General features: G+C 37.0%; 17 protein-coding genes. 4 read left to right on the forward strand and 13 right to left on the reverse strand.

Annotation, left to right across the window (positions count from 1 at the left end; genetic code table 11):
- Window positions 1-26 precede the first annotated feature (26 nt).
- From cysW to PH4a_RS01380, 6 genes are all read right to left on the reverse strand, one after another.
- A complete protein-coding gene (gene cysW, locus PH4a_RS01355) occupies window positions 27-893 on the reverse strand; it encodes a sulfate/thiosulfate ABC transporter permease CysW (RefSeq protein WP_129037187.1) in 867 nt (288 codons plus the stop codon).
- Window positions 893-1,726 carry a sulfate/thiosulfate ABC transporter permease CysT gene (gene cysT / locus PH4a_RS01360; RefSeq protein WP_064720547.1) on the reverse strand — a complete coding sequence of 278 codons (834 nt, stop codon included), beginning with the start codon at window positions 1,724-1,726 and terminating at the stop codon, window positions 893-895. The genes cysW and cysT overlap by 1 nt, the downstream gene beginning before the upstream one ends.
- The gene (gene cysP, locus PH4a_RS01365; protein WP_129037189.1) at window positions 1,726-2,745 is read right to left on the reverse strand and encodes a thiosulfate ABC transporter substrate-binding protein CysP; all 1,020 of its coding nucleotides are present in this window, start codon (window positions 2,743-2,745) and stop codon (window positions 1,726-1,728) included. The genes cysT and cysP overlap by 1 nt, the downstream gene beginning before the upstream one ends.
- A gap of 279 nt (window positions 2,746-3,024) precedes the next feature.
- Window positions 3,025-3,921: a Dyp-type peroxidase gene (locus tag PH4a_RS01370; protein WP_129037191.1), complete on the reverse strand. Its 897-nt coding sequence runs from the start codon at window positions 3,919-3,921 to the stop codon at window positions 3,025-3,027.
- Between the two features lie 143 nt (window positions 3,922-4,064).
- Window positions 4,065-4,661 carry an RpoE-regulated lipoprotein gene (locus tag PH4a_RS01375; protein ID WP_244212918.1) on the reverse strand — a complete coding sequence of 199 codons (597 nt, stop codon included), beginning with the start codon at window positions 4,659-4,661 and terminating at the stop codon, window positions 4,065-4,067.
- Window positions 4,662-4,998: 337 nt separating this feature from the next.
- A complete protein-coding gene (locus PH4a_RS01380; RefSeq protein ID WP_064720550.1) occupies window positions 4,999-5,436 on the reverse strand; it encodes a GNAT family acetyltransferase in 438 nt (145 codons plus the stop codon).
- A gap of 133 nt (window positions 5,437-5,569) precedes the next feature.
- On the opposite strand from PH4a_RS01380, the gene hemF reads away from it, so the two are divergent.
- A complete protein-coding gene (gene hemF, locus PH4a_RS01385; protein ID WP_129037193.1) occupies window positions 5,570-6,478 on the forward strand; it encodes an oxygen-dependent coproporphyrinogen oxidase in 909 nt (302 codons plus the stop codon).
- A gap of 110 nt (window positions 6,479-6,588) precedes the next feature.
- Here hemF and PH4a_RS01390 read toward each other — a convergent pair whose 3' ends face one another.
- The 3 genes from PH4a_RS01390 to PH4a_RS01400 all read right to left on the reverse strand — a co-directional run bounded on the left by PH4a_RS01390 (window position 6,589) and on the right by PH4a_RS01400 (window position 8,821).
- On the reverse strand, window positions 6,589-6,939 hold the full coding sequence (locus PH4a_RS01390; RefSeq protein WP_244212919.1) for a hypothetical protein: 351 nt from the start codon (window positions 6,937-6,939) through the stop codon (window positions 6,589-6,591).
- A 184-nt stretch (window positions 6,940-7,123) separates the two neighbouring features.
- Window positions 7,124-7,693: a hypothetical protein gene (locus PH4a_RS01395; RefSeq protein ID WP_129037195.1), complete on the reverse strand. Its 570-nt coding sequence runs from the start codon at window positions 7,691-7,693 to the stop codon at window positions 7,124-7,126.
- A 150-nt stretch (window positions 7,694-7,843) separates the two neighbouring features.
- Complete coding sequence (locus tag PH4a_RS01400; protein WP_129037197.1) at window positions 7,844-8,821, reverse strand: alpha/beta fold hydrolase; 978 nt, start codon at window positions 8,819-8,821, stop codon at window positions 7,844-7,846.
- Between the two features lie 248 nt (window positions 8,822-9,069).
- On the opposite strand from PH4a_RS01400, the gene PH4a_RS01405 reads away from it, so the two are divergent.
- From PH4a_RS01405 to PH4a_RS01415, 3 genes are all read left to right on the forward strand, one after another.
- The gene (locus PH4a_RS01405; RefSeq protein WP_129037199.1) at window positions 9,070-9,678 is read left to right on the forward strand and encodes a TetR/AcrR family transcriptional regulator; all 609 of its coding nucleotides are present in this window, start codon (window positions 9,070-9,072) and stop codon (window positions 9,676-9,678) included.
- Window positions 9,679-9,711: 33 nt separating this feature from the next.
- Window positions 9,712-10,896 (forward strand): GDSL-type esterase/lipase family protein, encoded by a 1,185-nt coding sequence (locus PH4a_RS01410; RefSeq protein ID WP_129037201.1) that lies wholly within the window; start codon window positions 9,712-9,714, stop codon window positions 10,894-10,896.
- Window positions 10,897-11,038: 142 nt separating this feature from the next.
- Window positions 11,039-11,953, forward strand: coding sequence for a Gfo/Idh/MocA family protein (locus PH4a_RS01415; protein WP_129037203.1), 915 nt, complete (start codon window positions 11,039-11,041; stop codon window positions 11,951-11,953).
- Window positions 11,954-12,022: 69 nt separating this feature from the next.
- Here PH4a_RS01415 and der read toward each other — a convergent pair whose 3' ends face one another.
- The 4 genes from der to hisS all read right to left on the reverse strand — a co-directional run bounded on the left by der (window position 12,023) and on the right by hisS (window position 16,736).
- Complete coding sequence (gene der / locus PH4a_RS01420; RefSeq protein ID WP_064720558.1) at window positions 12,023-13,513, reverse strand: ribosome biogenesis GTPase Der; 1,491 nt, start codon at window positions 13,511-13,513, stop codon at window positions 12,023-12,025.
- A gap of 121 nt (window positions 13,514-13,634) precedes the next feature.
- Window positions 13,635-14,807 carry an outer membrane protein assembly factor BamB gene (gene bamB, locus PH4a_RS01425; protein WP_129037205.1) on the reverse strand — a complete coding sequence of 391 codons (1,173 nt, stop codon included), beginning with the start codon at window positions 14,805-14,807 and terminating at the stop codon, window positions 13,635-13,637.
- A 14-nt stretch (window positions 14,808-14,821) separates the two neighbouring features.
- Entirely contained in the window at window positions 14,822-15,442 is a 621-nt protein-coding gene (locus PH4a_RS01430) for a YfgM family protein (RefSeq protein ID WP_129037207.1), read from the reverse strand.
- Window positions 15,443-15,452: 10 nt separating this feature from the next.
- Window positions 15,453-16,736, reverse strand: a complete 1,284-nt coding sequence (gene hisS / locus PH4a_RS01435; RefSeq protein WP_129037209.1) for a histidine--tRNA ligase — start codon at window positions 16,734-16,736, stop codon at window positions 15,453-15,455.
- Window positions 16,737-16,768 lie beyond the last annotated feature (32 nt).

Genomic DNA, 16,768 nt, shown 5'->3' on the forward strand with positions numbered 1-16,768 from the left:
GGTGATAGTGTTAATAGTGATCATTTTTAATGATGATCGTATTGCTGCTGGCGAGCCAGATGCCATTGCAATACACTTTTAATCATTAATGTTAAAATAGCCATCAATGCTAATAATGCCGCAGCGGTAAACGCCCCCACAGTGTTGTAATCTTGATGCAGTAATTCAACTTGTAATGGCAATGAATAGGTTTCACCACGAATTGCACCTGAAACCACAGAAACTGCACCGAACTCGCCAATAGCTCTCGCATTAGTTAATACAACGCCATATAACAGCGCCCAGCGAATATTAGGTAATGTCACCCGCCAAAACATTTTCCAGCCACTCGCGCCTAATAATACAGCCGCTTCGTCTTCCTGACTTCCTTGGCTCATCATCACAGGAACCAATTCTCTAACCACAAAAGGGCAAGTCACAAAAACAGTCACTAACGCCATTCCCGGCCATGAAAACATTAACTGAATATCAAAAACGGCTAACCATTGGCCTGCCCAGCCATTACTACCGTAGAAAAGAAGATATAACAGACCTGCAACGACTGGCGATACTGCAAAAGGAATATCAATTAAAGTCATTAATAACTGACGTCCCGGAAATTGAAACCGGGTCACTAGCCATGCCATACTCACACCAAAAAGCATATTTACTGGCACCGTTATCAATGCAATTAATACTGTTAACCAAACAGCGTGTAACATATCGCTATCGAGTAAATTTTGATTAAAAACTTCAATACCTTTTGAAAACGCGGTCATAAAGATCCATGCTATCGGTACTACCAAAAATAAAATCGATAACACAACGCCAGTAATAATCAGTCCCCATTTAACCCAGTTAATTGGACTTCGATACACTGAATGTTGTGGCATTGAGTCTGATAAACCTGACATTAATGCCCCCTTAAGCGTTGTCCAAAGCGACTTTGTAACCCATTAATTGCAAACAGTAAGACTAAAGAAACCAATAAAATCACAGAGGCAACAGCACTTGCCGCAGGATAATCAAATTCTTGTAAACGAATAAAAATCATCAAAGAAACAACTTCTGTTTGCCATGCAATATTGCCGGCAATAAAAATCACTGCACCGAACTCACCTAAACTACGTGTAAAAGAAAGCGCTGTTCCTGCTAATAATGCGGGTGATAATTCAGGTAATACTACTTTACGAAATGTTTGCCAGCGACTAGCACCCAGTGTTTCTGCTGCTTCTTCGTATTCTGGTCCTAACTCTTCTAACACAGGTTGAACGGTTCTTACCACAAAAGGTAAACTGGTAAATGACATGGCAACAGCAATACCAATCCATGTATTTATTACTTTGATATCAAACTTATCTAATACAAAACCATACCAACCTTGTGTTGAAAAAAGCGTTGCCAGTGTTAATCCCGCCACAGCTGTGGGTAAGGCAAAAGGCAAATCCATTAAACCATCAAGTAATTGTCTGCCAGGAAATCGATAACGTGTAATTATCCACGCTAATAACATACCAAATAGCGCATTAAACAAGCTTGCAATACCTGCTGCTAGTAGTGTTACTTTATAAGCGGCGATAATTTGAGGATGGGTAATCACGGCCCAATATTGCGCCCAACTCATATCAGATAACTGCACAACCAGCGCACTCATAGGTAATAAAAGGATCAGGCAAGTGTAAAACAGTGTTCCCCCTAGACTTAATCCAAATCCTGGTAAAACTCGCTTGCTGGTTGTGGCAAACATTATCTGCGTCCTTGTGCTAACAATTTATCCAATGTGCCATCTGTTGAAAAATGCGTTTTCATTACATTATTCCAATCACCAAACACCTCTTCGATAGTAAAGAGAGAGGTTGCAGGAAACTGAGCTGCTTTTTGTGCCATAACTGCTTTATCATTTACGCGATAATTAAATTGCGTAATAATTTCTTGGGCCTTAGGGCTATAAAGATAATTAAGATAGGCTTTTGCAACATTCTCTGAGCCATTACGCTGAACGTTCTTATCTACCCAGGCAACTGGGAACTCAGCTAAAATATCGACAGGTGGCACAATAACCTGGTAATCATCCTCACCATATTGCTTACGAATATTATTCACTTCTGATTCAAAACTGATTAATACATCCCCTAAATCACGCTCAATAAAAGAAGTGGTTGCGCCACGGCCGCCAGTATCAAACACTTCAACATTTTTCAGGAACTTAGTCATCGCTTCACGGGTTTTTTCATCAGTGCCATAAGCTTTTTCAAAAGCGCCCCAAGCGGCTAAGTAAGTGTAACGCCCATTACCTGATGTTTTAGGATTAGGGAAAACAATTTTGACATCGTCACGGGTTAAATCTTCCCATGAAGTAATATTTTTAGGATTTCCTTTACGAACAAGGTAGGCCATAGTTGAGTAATAAGGTGAACTATTATTTGGTAAACGTTGTTGCCAATTAGTAGGAATTAAATTGCCTTTATCATGCAAAATTTGCACATCAGTCACTTGATTATAAGTCACGACATCAGCGGGCAACCCTTGCAATATGGCAAGTGCTTGTTTAGATGAACCAGCATGAGATTGTTTAATAGTGATTTTATCATCAGGATGTTGAGTATCCCATTGTGTTTTAAAATCACTATTAAGTGCTGTAAATAGCTCTCTTGCGATATCGTAAGAGCTATTAAGTAATTGTGCCGCCCCTGCATAACTACTCACAACTAAAGACAATGCTGCGGTTGCCTGTAATGCAAAGGTTCTTATTGTGTTTTTCTTCATTAAAAGTTACCCATCATTGAATATGTTGTTCTAAGGGTTACTCTATCGGCTTTATTTATAACAGTGTAGTTAGCTTTTGTTATTTGATATAACTGATAGTTATTAAAAATGAATAAAAGTCGTGCTAATTAGCCAAAAATAAATCACTTTGAGTTAACTTGAAAAGAATTCAGCGAAGAAAGAGACAAAAATAGAACTTACTAAGTAAAAGAGAAACGCCAGCTTATACTCAAAGCTGGCGTTTAGTTTAAATAAGGTGTTTTTAATAAAACCTAATACTTATAGCACTTTTAATACTTCATAAGACGGCGCAAAATAGTAACTACCACTGACGGGTTTACTCATTCGCAGTAAATCATCGTGTTTACCATCTAATTCACCAAACATGCTTAATAGCTGCTGTTCTATATTATGTAGGCGGCCACAATATGCTAAGAAATACAGCCCGTGTTTTCCACTTGCAGTACCATAAGGCAGGCTATGACGCAAAATAGCTAATTCCTCACCCTCTTCTTCAATGACGACACGAGAAACATGAGAAGTAACATTGCGTTCTGACACATCTAATTCGACGCTATCTTTTTTAGTACGTCCAATCATTTTCTCTTGTTCAGACTCGCTAAAACGTGCCCATTTCTTCAGGTTATGTTCGTAACGCTGTACTAACACGTAACTACCACCAGCATCCACACCATCATTAATAAGAGCAACACCATAACGCTCGTCATCTTGTGGGTTTTCTGTACCATCAATAAAACCACTAAGATCACGCTCTTCAGTCCAGCGGAAGCCATGAATCTCTTCTTCAACGCTAATCACATTGCCAAACGCAGCAAGTGCAGCTTGAGCTAATGTAAAGTTCACATCATGGCGCATCGATTGAATATGGATAAAGAAATCACGCTGTGTTGCAGGAGCCAAGCCTTTACCTAATGGGCGAAAAGGTTTTAACTCTGGAGCACTATTTTCATCTGATAGTTTTTTCCAAAGATCTGAACCAAATGCAACTACAGCACCCAACGAAGCATCAGGAAATTGCTTTTGTAAATCAGAAAGTGATTGCATAAATTTCTGACATCCTTGACGCAGAAGATCTAATTCACCCACAACCATTGCTTCAATAAACAGGCCAAATTTACTATGTGCGACTAAAATGCCACTTTGTGCATGAGACATATTGCTTCCCTAATCGATAATCAAAACGCTCAAAATAATATCTGATTATATCTAATATTTATTTTCTAAGATTTGCCTTTTAACAAACTTCAGTTGCTCTATTGTGCTAAATCAGATGTATTTTATAAAAGAATATCTTGGTGTCATTTTTTCTGCCAGATAATTTGTATTATTTTCCAATTAGTTAATGCAGTATCAGGTGGCATTAACCCATCTGGGCCATCCCACTTTCCACTAAATACATAGCTAACTGATTTAGCTTGTTCTGACTGACACAAAATAGTTTTTTGTTCGTTAATTACAGGCCCTTTACTACAAGCGCCAAATGCTTTTTTATAAATATCTTTAAATGGTGTACCCATTGCTGTACCCCATGTTGTCTCTACTTTAGGATCAGAAATTTCTATTTTATCAACGGTACCATTTTCTTTACCATAAAACGCCACTTGAACCTTATTCTCTTCAAGTCCTTGCAAAATCACCATAATATCGCCATTTTGCATTTCCATACCTTGTCGATAATGGTAACGGCTTCCTAATTCTTTTTTTATTTCACTTTCAGTGATTTTTGTTGAGCCAGTAATATTTCCTAAACCATCAGCAGAAACCATCAAATTATCGCTAGAAAACCAATTGATTGGATTTAGTGCAGAAAAAGACATCCCCCCCATGGATGAACAGCCACTGAGTAATAGAACACTTGTGCTTAAACACAAGGGTAACCAAAATTTAGGCATCATAACGCTCTCCGTTAAACTTTTTCATAAGACATTAAAAATAACACTAATACCACCTCGGTAATGATGGATACCCAAGTAATAAATAAGCATAACAAAATATAAGCAAACTTAATCTGCGATAATGACATGAAAAAGAAAGCCTAATTACGACCACCTATATTTCTTTTTGTTCCATATTGTTCGATATCTACCAAGTAATGAATAAAGTAAGGTTAATAAACAAGTAACCATCATCAGATGAATAAGATAAACAAGATAATACAATAAGATGGGGTTTAAAAAGATGAGAAGATAGAACCTAAAGCCCCTAATTAATAAGGGGCTTTAGCTGTAAATATTAAAGATCAAAATCTTGATCAACAATTAAACGCTTAGTGTAGGTTGTACTTTCTTGGTTTTGATCTTCATATAGCAATTTTTCAAACATAAAAATAGTGGCATCATTTTCTTCTGGGATCACCAAGGTGATTTGCGGACAACCTTTAGCAATAAGCTTTTTTTCAAGGCGAGAAATTAACGCATTCGCAATACCTCTACCACGAAAATCAGGATGTACACCTAAATAATATAAAGATCCCCGGTGGCCATCGTAGCCTCCCATCACACTTCCTACTATTTCCCCTGCAACTTCAGCAATTAAAAAGAGATCAGGTGAGTGATTAATTTTTCTTTCAATATCAATTTCAGGATCGTTATCAGGTGAAATTAAATCACAACGCTCCCAAAGTGTAATAATTGCCTCAAAGTCATCTTGGCGAAATAGTCGTATTTCCATGGTTTTGCCTGTTATTGGTCATATAAATCTTAATTTATTATCGCTTGTTTAGTTTATGAATCAACTTGAAAATGAGAACATAGAGAATATAAAACTTTATTTTTAATAAATATGATAAAAATTGTAGGTTATTATGAGTTTACCTGATATTCATCGTGTTAAAGAATTTTTTCTGTCCCTGCAAGATACCATTTGTCATTCTATTGAATCCGTGGATAAAAAAGCCACTTTTCAACAAGACAATTGGGAAAGAAAAGAAGGTGGTGGCGGGCGTACTAGAGTACTCACTGAAGGTGCTATTTTTGAGCAAGCAGGTGTTAACTTTTCTTATGTCTATGGTGACAGTTTACCTAAGTCAGCAACAGCACATCGCCCTGAGTTAAGTGGTCGTAGTTTTCAAGCAATGGGTGTTTCATTGGTAATTCATCCAATAAATCCTTATATTCCAACATCTCATGCTAATGTACGCTTTTTTATCGCTGAAAAAGAAGGAGAAGAACCCGTCTGGTGGTTTGGTGGTGGCTTTGATTTAACACCTTATTATGGATTTGAAGAAGATGTAATTCATTGGCATAAAGTTGCTAAGTCAGTTTGCTCTCCTTTTGGCGAGGATTATTACTCTCGTTATAAAAAATGGTGTGACGACTATTTTTATCTCAAGCACCGCAATGAGCCACGTGGTATTGGTGGACTCTTTTTTGACGATCTCAACACGCCAAATTTTGACCACTGTTTTGAATTTGTTAAACAAGTTGGTTTAGGTTACCTCGATGCCTATTTACCTATTGTAGAAAAACGCAAAACAATGCCCTGGGGTGAACGTGAGCGTCAATTCCAACTATATCGTCGTGGCCGCTATGTGGAATTTAATTTAGTTTGGGATAGAGGCACATTATTCGGCTTGCAAAGTGGAGGGCGCACAGAATCTATTTTAATGTCGATGCCACCACTTGTTCGCTGGGAATATAATCAAACCCCTGAGCCTAATTCACCAGAAGCAAAATTATATACTGACTTCTTAATTCAAAAAGAGTGGGTGTAAAACTGGTTAGATAATGGAAGATAAAGCCACTTAAATAATGTGGCTTTATTTAAAGTAAGTTTTATCTTAACAATATTTGAATTTACGCTTTGCGGCAAAGACAGTTGCAGTTAATTAAACAAAAAGGCTAACAACCCGGTGACTTTATTTTTATTTTCCCACCCTTCTGCTCTCATACAGGTATTAAAATAATCTTTTCGCTCCCACTCATTTCTATCAGAAGAGAAGGTACTCCCCGCTACTGTATTGGGTATTTCTTTACCATTTACCATCATCGGAGAAAAAGAAGTATTAGCTGAATTTATTGAATAACTAACAGGATATCTTTCTGTAGCACGCTGCATACACATATTTCTAGCTGATCCTAAAGGCGATGGCTCCGATGTATTTGCTATCCATTTTTCAGGCGTAGCACATGAAGAAAGAACAAATAGTGGTGCAATAATGATACATTTTTTCAAGATACAATAACTCATCAAATAAAGATGTGTTTTAGTTTAAACTTTTTTTGAAAAAAATAATTAATTTTTTATGAAGATCATGTCTTTAAGTAAAGAACCTATCAATACTATAAGATAGGTTACTCTCTGTTCAAATAGTGCTAATCGATTCTATTTAATTAACATTATCGATATTTAAAATATGTTATTCTTCAAATAGCTCATCTGGGCAGTCAGAAATAACATCAAATCCTAAATAATAATATAAATGGTATTTATTTATATCATCTTTATTAAATATATGAATTCCTTCAGAGCTATAGCAATTTGTAATATTCACTTTATCATTATTAAAAATGATTTCAGATTGATTTAGTGCACCTGTAATCTTAATTGTATTGTTCTTATTAGGATTATTACTGTAAATAACAGAAGTTGATAACTCATCCATAAAGTGTTCAAGTTGTGTCAATTTTTTATTATAAAGAAATGTGTAAGTAATTTTATCATCTACAGAATCATAAACCACATTGTCTTTATCTGTAATATCAAAATCTTCACCTTTTAATGACAAACAACGATTGTTATTTTTATCTATCGGGTCATTAAAACAAGTATAAATAGATTGGTCTGCTAACATTGCCTTGTCCGTGTATAAAAACAGCCCGTCATTTTTATTAGCAATAAGCCCAATAGAGGCATCACTTAAACCATTGCTACTAAATGCAATGCTTTGGTAGCCAAAAAGAACAAAAAGAATGAGTACTCTAAGCATATTAAACTTCCTAAAAAGAAGAGAGGAACAGAGGGTATTTAACTAAATAATTATCGCAATTTCTGCGAATGTACACTACCGAAATATATTGGTAAATCAAGAATTAACTCATTTAAAAGCCACTCGAATAAGTGGCTTTGTGATTCAAAATTATTTATTCAAAAAAGGTAATAATTCCACCATTAATTGTTCTGGGCATTCTTCAGTCACAAAATGTCCACACTCATTGAGAATAACGCCTTTCAAATTTATAGCTCTACCTTGCAAGGTTAATTGTGGCGCATCGCGAGTAGCATGATCGGCACCAATAGCCAGAACAGGCATAGTAAGTTGTTTCTCTGCACGCTGTTGGTTTTGGAGTATAGTTTGCGGAATTGCTCGATAATATGCGAATCCAGCTCGTAACCCACCGGGTGAAGAATAAGAATCTATATAAGTTTGAGCAGCGACTCTATCGCGTCGATATGACCAATTATCAAAGATAAAATTGAGATATTCACGCTCTTTGCCTGCCGTTAGCATTTCGGGTAAGTCTTGCACCTGATTAAACATGAAATGCCAAAGAAAAATATTTTCTTCCGGTTTCACAAATATACTAGGTGCTGGGGCTAATCCTGGAATAACCGCTTCAGCTAATGCGATTTTATTAATCGTTGAAGGATAGTCACTCGCCATTGCATAACCAATCCACATGCCAATATCATGCCCTACAACGGCATACTGAGTATATCCCAATTGTTTCATCATATTATACATGGTTGTCGCTACGGTTCCGGTGTCATAACCGCTATTGGGTCTATCGGAATAACCCGTTCCTGGTGGATCAACGGCTATCGCCATATAACCATTCGCGGCAAGTTCAGTCATAACATAACGCCATGTATACCAAGTTTGTGGCCATCCTGGTATCAGTAAAATAGGTTCACCACTACCGATAGTAACATAATGAATTCGCTGACCATCCACTTTCACATAGTGATGCTGAAAATCAGCTTCATTGGCTTGAATAGATGCTGAATTCAACACTTCTATTGGTTTTTTTATCATTTCTGCTGCTAAAGAAATCGTACAAGGCAATGCAAAAAACATTGCTGAAGCAAATATCACCTTCTTAAATAATGTGTTCATTTATATTCCATAAAGTAGTTTATTAACGTTTTTTGAAGTGTTTAACAAGTATTCAATATCAATTAACCAAATGAATTTATTAATAATTAATCACCATTGGCATACTATTACACTTAATTGTTTATCGAACGACAAACAATAGATTAAGATGATCTTTAATTATTTGTCAATCACTAAAAAATAATTCTTTGTCATTCAGCAAATAATTGGTAGTATTTAATGATGATTAACTATGTGGAGAATTTTTCATGGCAGGAAGACCTAGAGAATTTGATCGTGAAGCGGCATTACGAAAAGCAAAATTAGTGTTTTGGCAACGTGGTTATGAGGGGACTTCTATTTCAGATTTAGTCGAAACATTAGGTATCGCCTCTGCTCGAATTTATGCTGCATTCGGCTCAAAAGAGGATCTTTTTCGAGAAACTATCGCACTGTACCTTGCTGAAGAAGGCGCCTTTGCTGATAAAGCCATGCTTGAACCCAATACACGTTTAGCCATTGGACAACTTCTTATCAATGCAGTTGAAACCTACACCAAAGAAAACCAGCCTCATGGCTGTATGGTGGTGTTGTCGTTAACAAATTACACTCGTGATAATGAAAATATTATGACTTGGCTTACTCATTATCGCCAAGCTCGTACCGCCGCAATTATAGAGCGCATAAATCAAGGTATTCAATCTGGCGATATAACGATAAAAACCGATATACAAGCTATAGGTGACTACTTTGCAACGCTTTTACACGGAATATCAATTCAAGCAAGAGACGGCGTCAGCCGAGAACGTTTACTGCATATGGTAGAAGTTGCAATGAGTACCTTCGATGTTTTTATCACCTCATCATCTTCACACTAATAATTTATTTAACGATAGTAGGAGAAAGACATAATGTCATCTTCAATACCTTTTGATACTTCACAGAGTGAGTGGGTGTGTACATGGCTTTCAACCTCTCAACCAACATCAGGCGACGCATTTCCTTTTCCGCTAGAAATACCAACTACATTAAATAATCAGACGCTAAAACAAACATTCCGTATCAGTTTGGGGGGAAAGAAACTGCGTTTAATCTTTTCCAATCGCTATGGTAAACAACCATTGAAATTAGCAGATAGCTGTATTTCTGTGGAAAAACAATCTGATCTATCTGAACCGATTAGTATCACATTTAATGGAGATACTAGCGCAACCATTCCTGCCGGAGAAATATTATATAGCGATGAAATTTCACTACATATTTCATCACTATCAATTATAAAACTCCAAGTTTATTTACCAGAATTAGTTTTTCTAGATACGTTTCATTGGGATGCTCGCCAGTTTTCTTTCTTGGGAAACGGTAATAAAACCAAAGAAAAATCAGGATATGACCAAAAAATCAGTTCTCGTTTATTGTTAGAAAGTGTGCATGTTTTACCCGAAACTATAGGTAAAAGCATAGTCGTGATTGGGGATTCTATGGTTGATGGTAATGGCATAGAAATGGACTCTTATCATCGTTGGACAGATTTTTTAGCCGAGCGTGTAGTGTCCCAAAATATTGCTATCGTTAATGCGGGGCAATCTGGCTCTCGTTTATTAAAAGAGGGTATTGGTATTAGTACACTATCTCGTTTTGAGGATGATGTACTAAATCAACCGGGGATCACCACTTGTATTGTACAAATAGGATTAAATGATTTGGGGCTCGCAGGTACAGCCTTAGACCCTAGTGGCCAAATACCAACATTCGATATGCTAATTGAGGGTTATCGCCAATTAATTAGCATGGCACGTAAAAAAAATATTGATATAGTCGGTGTTACTATCGTTCCATTACGAAGTGCTGATGAATATGGTTTAGAAAATTTCTATCAACCTAAAAAAGAACTTATTCGTCAAAAAGTAAATCAGTGGATGCGAGAAAGTAGCGAATTTCATGCCATTATTGATAGTGATGTATTGATACGTGATCCCCAAAATGTTCATCAGCTCAATTTACAATATGATTCTGGTGATCACCTACATTTAAATTATAAAGGGCATTTACGCATTGCTGAATTAATATTTCTTAAAAAGATCATGATAAATTAAGTTATTGAGATAAAAAATTCATTACGTACTCTCCCATTTTATATGATGACGACTATTACTATTTCTATCAGATTGTTATTAGTGATATACATTTTTTTACTCTGTTAAACTAATAATACATTGAAAAATAAGAAGGCGAATAATGAGAAAATTACGCATCGGTATAGTAGGTTTAGGATCAATTGCACAAAAAGTTTATCTACCTATTTTAACTAATACCGCTAAATGGGAACTTGTCGGTGCATTTTCGCCTAATAACGAAAAAGGAAATAGAATTTGTTCTGCTTATCGTATTCCTTTTTTTGATAATCTAGATCCCCTTGCTAAACAATGTGATGCTATCTTTGTGCATAGTGCTACATCTAGCCATTTTGAAGTCATAAAATATTTATTACATGCCGGTGTACATGTTTATGTCGATAAACCATTAACAGAAAATATTGATCAGTCTGAAGCCCTAATTGAGCTTGCAGCTAAAAAAAATAAAAAATTAATGGTGGGCTTTAATCGTCGATTTGCCCCTTTTTATCAGTCATTAAAACAGAATATTACACACCTTTCTTCTTTACGAATTGATAAACATCGATGCGATAGTATAGGCCCCAAAGATACTCGTTTTACTTTATTCGATGACTATTTACATGTTGTAGACACAGCTCTTTGGTTTGCAGGTTCAAAAGCAAAACTTATTAGTGGCAATATTATTCAAACAGAAAAAGATGAATTATTTTATGCTGAGCACCATTTAAAAATAAATGATTGCTGGATAACAACATCGATGCATAGAAAAGCAGGAAGCCAGCAAGAACAACTTATTGCAGTTGATGAGGATAATCTTTATCAAATTACAAATATGAATTTATGGCGTAGTGAAAACAAAAATATTATCGCTGAAAAGCACCCTGAAAATTGGGATCCTATTTTATTACAACGTGGTTTTATTGGTGCTGTTGAGCACTTTATTCACTCTGTTATAAATGATACAGCACCGATGACTAGTGGTGAGCAAGCAATTATTGCTCAATTAATGATAGAGAAAATGTTAGTAAATCAATAAGCTTTAAATATAAAAAACTGAGTTCATTATTAGCTGAACTCAGTTTTTATTTGTTTAACTTGAATTAACTTATTTAGATTTCTTCAAATGGGATAATAAACGCTTACGCTTACGCATTTGGGAAACAGTTAATTTATTTTTCTTATCCGCATATGGGTTTTCACCCTCTTTAAATTGAATACGGATTGGCGTCCCCATGACTTGTAATGTACGACGGAAATAGTTCATCAAATAGCGCTTATAGCTATCAGGCAAATCTGACACCTGATTACCATGAATAACGACAACCGGCGGATTATAACCCCCTGCATGCGCATATTTCATTTTTACACGACGTCCACGAAGCATCGGTGGTTGGTGGTCATCTTCAGCCATTTTCATGATACGTGTAAGCATAGAAGTACCTACGCGGCGTGTAGCACAAATATAAGCTTCTTGAATAGACTCAAATAAATTACCAACACCACTACCATGTAGCGCTGAAATAAAGTGAACACGAGCAAAATCAACAAAACCTAATTTAAGATCAAGCATATCTTTTACTTGATCACGGTCTTCTTGTGTCATGCCATCCCATTTATTCACAGCAATAACTAATGAGCGTCCTGCGTTAAGAATATAGCCTAATAAAGAGAGATCTTGGTCTGAAATACCTTCTCTTGCATCAATAACTAATAATGCAACATTACAATCTTCAATAGCTTGTAGTGTTTTGATAACAGAGAATTTTTCGACAGTCTCTTTCACTTTACCGCGCTTTCGCACACCCGCAGTATCAATGAGAATATATTCTTTCTCATCTCGCTCCATCGGAATATAGATACTGTCGCGAGTTGTACCTGGCATATCGTAAACAACCACACGCTCTTCACCTAACATACGGTTAGTTAATGTGGATTTACCTACATTAGGGCGACCAACTATCGCCAGTTTTACGGGTAATGTTGAAGGATCGAAATCATCTTCTTCATCTTCTAATTCTTGCTCTTTTTGTTCAGCTTCTAACGCAGCCCAATAAGCAGCATTTTCTTCCTCTTCAGTCAGCTCTTTTTCTTCTTCAATCACTTTACCTGTAATAGGTAATAGTGCTTGTTCAATAAGTTGAGCAACACCACGACCATGAGAAGCAGCGATAGGGAATATTTCACCTAAACCTAATGAATAGAAATCAGCAAGCGCAGTATCGGTATCAATACCATCTGTTTTATTCGCAACTAAATACGTTTTTTTCTCAACACCACGAAGATGTTTAGCAATGCCCTGATCTGCTGGCATTAAACCTGCGCGTGCATCAACTAAAAATAGAACGATATCAGCTTCTTGAATAGCCTGTAATGATTGTGATGCCATGTGGGTTTCAACACCCTCTTCAGCACCATCAATACCACCGGTATCAATAATAATAAATTCTTCCCCATCTAACTCTGCACGACCATATTTACGGTCACGAGTTAATCCAGGAAAGTCAGCAACTAATGCGTCTCTTGTGCGTGTTAGTCGATTAAATAATGTGGATTTTCCCACATTAGGGCGCCCTACTAAGGCAATAACGGGTATCATTCTTTGATGCCTCATAAAAATACAATTATAAATCTATGATTGTATTTTACATGTAAATACTAAAAAGACGAAACGGCTCCTTTAAAGGAGCCGTAAAATAAATAGGTTAGTCTGCAATAAATTACCGACTATAAAGATAAAGCTTACCATCACGAGCTTGGATCATCAGTTTATCTTTTGCAACTTGAGGACGACTAAGTAAACCAGAGCTATTTACTGAGTTTTGCGCAATAAATTTTCCTGTGCTGGTATCAATCCAGTGAAGATAACCTTCTGCATCACCAACAACTAAATAGCCATCAAAAATAGCAGGAGCGGTTAAATTACGATGCAATAAATCTTCTTGTGTCCATAATGTCACACCATCAGATTTACGAACAGATAAAACTCGGTCATTTTGGTCAACAAGGTAAATATTATCACCAAGAAGAACCATATCATTAACAGAGCCTAAATCACGTTTCCATAAAATCTGCCCCGAACGCATATCTAAGCTAACTAAATTACCATTGTATGCCATTGCATAAACAGTATTTTCATCAATAACAGGTGTGATATCAACGTCATTTAATCGGCTAATTTCTGTTGAGCCTTTCACTTGTGAGATATTCTGTTGCCAAATCAGCTGGCCCTGAGATAACACAACCGCACTAACACGACCATTATCTGCACCAATAATAGCAGCACCATAAGCAACTGCAGGGGCAGATTCACCACGAACTGACAGTGATGGTGTATCTAAGTTAACTGTCCATGAAATCTCACCACTGAGCAAGTCAAGCCCTTGCAACATACCATTACTAGTATGAATAAGAACTAGTCCATCACTAACGACAGGGCGAGAAATTGCCTCTCCTGCAACATTAGATTCCCAATCAATAGAACCATCATCAGTATTAAGTGCGTAAACTTTCGCTTTTTCTGTTCCCACAAAAATACGAGAACCAGAAACAGTTAAACCACCGGAAAGCAGCGCTGATTCATTAGAAGAGAAGAAGCCCGTCTTAGTTGAGAGATCTTGTGACCAGAGCTCTTTACCTGTATCAAGTTCTAATGCTTTAACTAAACCATGGCGATCAGCGACATAAACAACTGAGCCATCCCATGCTGGTGACAAATGGGAATAGTATTTTCCAATACCATTTCCAACTGACTTGTCCCAAACAACCGTTGGTGTAAATTGACTCTGCACCTCAGGTAATGGAGACATCGTCACATTATCCTGTTCACTAGAACAACCAGCCAATAAAGCAGATGCTAGTAGACCAACCAGGAGAGTTTTACGCAGTTGCATGTCTGAAGATCCCTTTAATTGGATAAATTATTGAGTTTAAGTTCAACCAGTGAGCGAATAGCACCTGCATTTTCATCAGTTAATGCGGCTCGATACGCGGCTGTTGCACCTGCACTATCACCTTTTTTCGCTAACACATCACCACGGATATAATTTTTCATTCCATTCCATGCTTTGCTTTTCACTTGCTCAAGCGAAATTAATGCGGCATCTGTTTTATCTAATGCCAATTGTACGCGAGCTAAACGAAGATTAAGCATGTCTGCAAAAGCGTCATTTTTCACTTTTGATAAAGCTGCAGTTAAGTGACGTTCACCGTTCACTAGGTCATTTGCTTCAATAGCAATCTGAGCAAGCTCTAAAGCCGCTAATGCACCATAAATATCGTTAGTTTCAGTAACAAATTTTTCAGCGGCAGCAATACTTTCTGGCGTTACTTTACTTAGGCCATCATTGACTGTAGCAAACGCATTTGCGCTTTCTTGCAGGCGATTGATTTGGTGTGACTGCCAATATTTCCAGCCAAATACACCACCAAAACCAATAACTACTGATAACACAATAGTTAAGCCATAATTTTTGAAGAATTGCTTAATTGCATCAACTTGTTCATTCTCAGAGCTATAAACTTCCACAAGTCTCTCCTTAACCTAATAACAGTGACAGTTGCTGGGCCAGTTCATTACGAGCAACGATTTTTTGTTCACCTGAACGTAAATCTTTCACTGCAACTGTACCTGCATTAATTTCGTCTTCACCCAAAATTAGTGCAATTTTAGCACCTTGTTTATCAGCGCGGCCCAACTGTTTTTTAAAGTTTCCATTACCGTGATTCGTCATGAGACGTAATTGCGGTAATTGGTCACGGATCTCTTCAGCCAAGATCAATGCTGCACTTTGGCTCTTATCACCAAAAGATGCGAGGTAAACATCAGCCACATTAGTATCAGCAACAAAATCAGGATTAACTGCTTGAACTAATAAGATCATGCGTTCCATTCCCATCGCAAAACCTACAGCTGGCGTTGGATGTCCACCTAATTGCTTCACTAAACCGTCATAACGTCCACCAGCACAAACCGTGCCTTGTGAACCTAATGCGCTAGTTACCCACTCAAAAACAGTACGGTTATAATAATCTAAACCACGAACTAAACGCTGATTTACTCGATAAGTAATACCAACAGAATCAAGTAATGCACAAAGACCTTCAAAGTGCGCCCTAGATTCGTCATCAAGATAATCGAAAAGTTCAGGTGCATCATTCAATAAAGTCTGAATTTCAGGATTTTTAGAGTCTAAAACACGCAATGGATTAGAATACATACGACGTTTACAGTCTTCATCTAATTTATCAACGTGTAATTCTAGGAAAGCAACTAAGGCCTCACGGTATTTAGCACGCGCGTCTAAAGAACCGATAGAATTCAATTCTAAAGTGACATGCTCAGAAATACCTAAAGCGCGCCACCAGCGTGCTGTTAGCATGATAAGCTCAGCATCAATATCTGGACCTTGAAGACCAAAAACTTCAGCACCTAATTGGTGAAACTGGCGGTAACGACCTTTTTGTGGGCGTTCATAACGGAACATCGGCCCTAAATACCATAAGCGTTGTTCTTGGTTATACAGTAAACCATGTTCAATACCTGCACGAACACAACCTGCTGTATTTTCAGGACGTAATGTTAAGCTTTGAGTATCTTCACCACGATCAACAAAAGTATACATTTCTTTTTCAACAACATCGGTTACTTCACCAATTGCTCGCTGAAATAGAGGGGTATGCTCTACGATAGGTGTTCTGATTTCGCTAAAACCATAACCCGCTAAAATTTGCTTTAACGTGTTTTCAATTTTCTGCCATACACGTGTATCAGCAGGAAGATAGTCGTTCATACCACGAATGGCTTGGATTTTTTGGGCCACTTTTTTTCTCTAATAGTTATTCATTGTTCAAT

Source organism: Proteus hauseri (assembly GCF_004116975.1).
Lineage (GTDB): Bacteria > Pseudomonadota > Gammaproteobacteria > Enterobacterales > Enterobacteriaceae > Proteus > Proteus hauseri.

Bases quoted from the DNA above. Each gene is read 5' to 3' on its own strand.
- PH4a_RS01370 (WP_129037191.1), bottom strand. From the start codon at position 3,921: ATGTCTCATGCACAAAGTGGCATTTTAGTCGCACATAGTAAATTTGGC.
- PH4a_RS01415 (WP_129037203.1), top strand. From the start codon at position 11,039: ATGAGAAAATTACGCATCGGTATAGTAGGTTTAGGATCAATTGCACAA.
- der (WP_064720558.1), bottom strand. From the start codon at position 13,513: ATGATACCCGTTATTGCCTTAGTAGGGCGCCCTAATGTGGGAAAATCC.
- PH4a_RS01405 (WP_129037199.1), top strand. From the start codon at position 9,070: ATGGCAGGAAGACCTAGAGAATTTGATCGTGAAGCGGCATTACGAAAA.
- PH4a_RS01380 (WP_064720550.1), bottom strand. From the start codon at position 5,436: ATGGAAATACGACTATTTCGCCAAGATGACTTTGAGGCAATTATTACA.
- PH4a_RS01375 (WP_244212918.1), bottom strand. From the start codon at position 4,661: ATGATGCCTAAATTTTGGTTACCCTTGTGTTTAAGCACAAGTGTTCTA.
- cysT (WP_064720547.1), bottom strand. From the start codon at position 1,726: ATGTTTGCCACAACCAGCAAGCGAGTTTTACCAGGATTTGGATTAAGT.
- cysP (WP_129037189.1), bottom strand. From the start codon at position 2,745: ATGAAGAAAAACACAATAAGAACCTTTGCATTACAGGCAACCGCAGCA.
- PH4a_RS01410 (WP_129037201.1), top strand. From the start codon at position 9,712: ATGTCATCTTCAATACCTTTTGATACTTCACAGAGTGAGTGGGTGTGT.
- PH4a_RS01395 (WP_129037195.1), bottom strand. From the start codon at position 7,693: ATGCTTAGAGTACTCATTCTTTTTGTTCTTTTTGGCTACCAAAGCATT.
- hemF (WP_129037193.1), top strand. From the start codon at position 5,570: ATGAGTTTACCTGATATTCATCGTGTTAAAGAATTTTTTCTGTCCCTG.
- cysW (WP_129037187.1), bottom strand. From the start codon at position 893: ATGTCAGGTTTATCAGACTCAATGCCACAACATTCAGTGTATCGAAGT.
- PH4a_RS01400 (WP_129037197.1), bottom strand. From the start codon at position 8,821: ATGAACACATTATTTAAGAAGGTGATATTTGCTTCAGCAATGTTTTTT.
- bamB (WP_129037205.1), bottom strand. From the start codon at position 14,807: ATGCAACTGCGTAAAACTCTCCTGGTTGGTCTACTAGCATCTGCTTTA.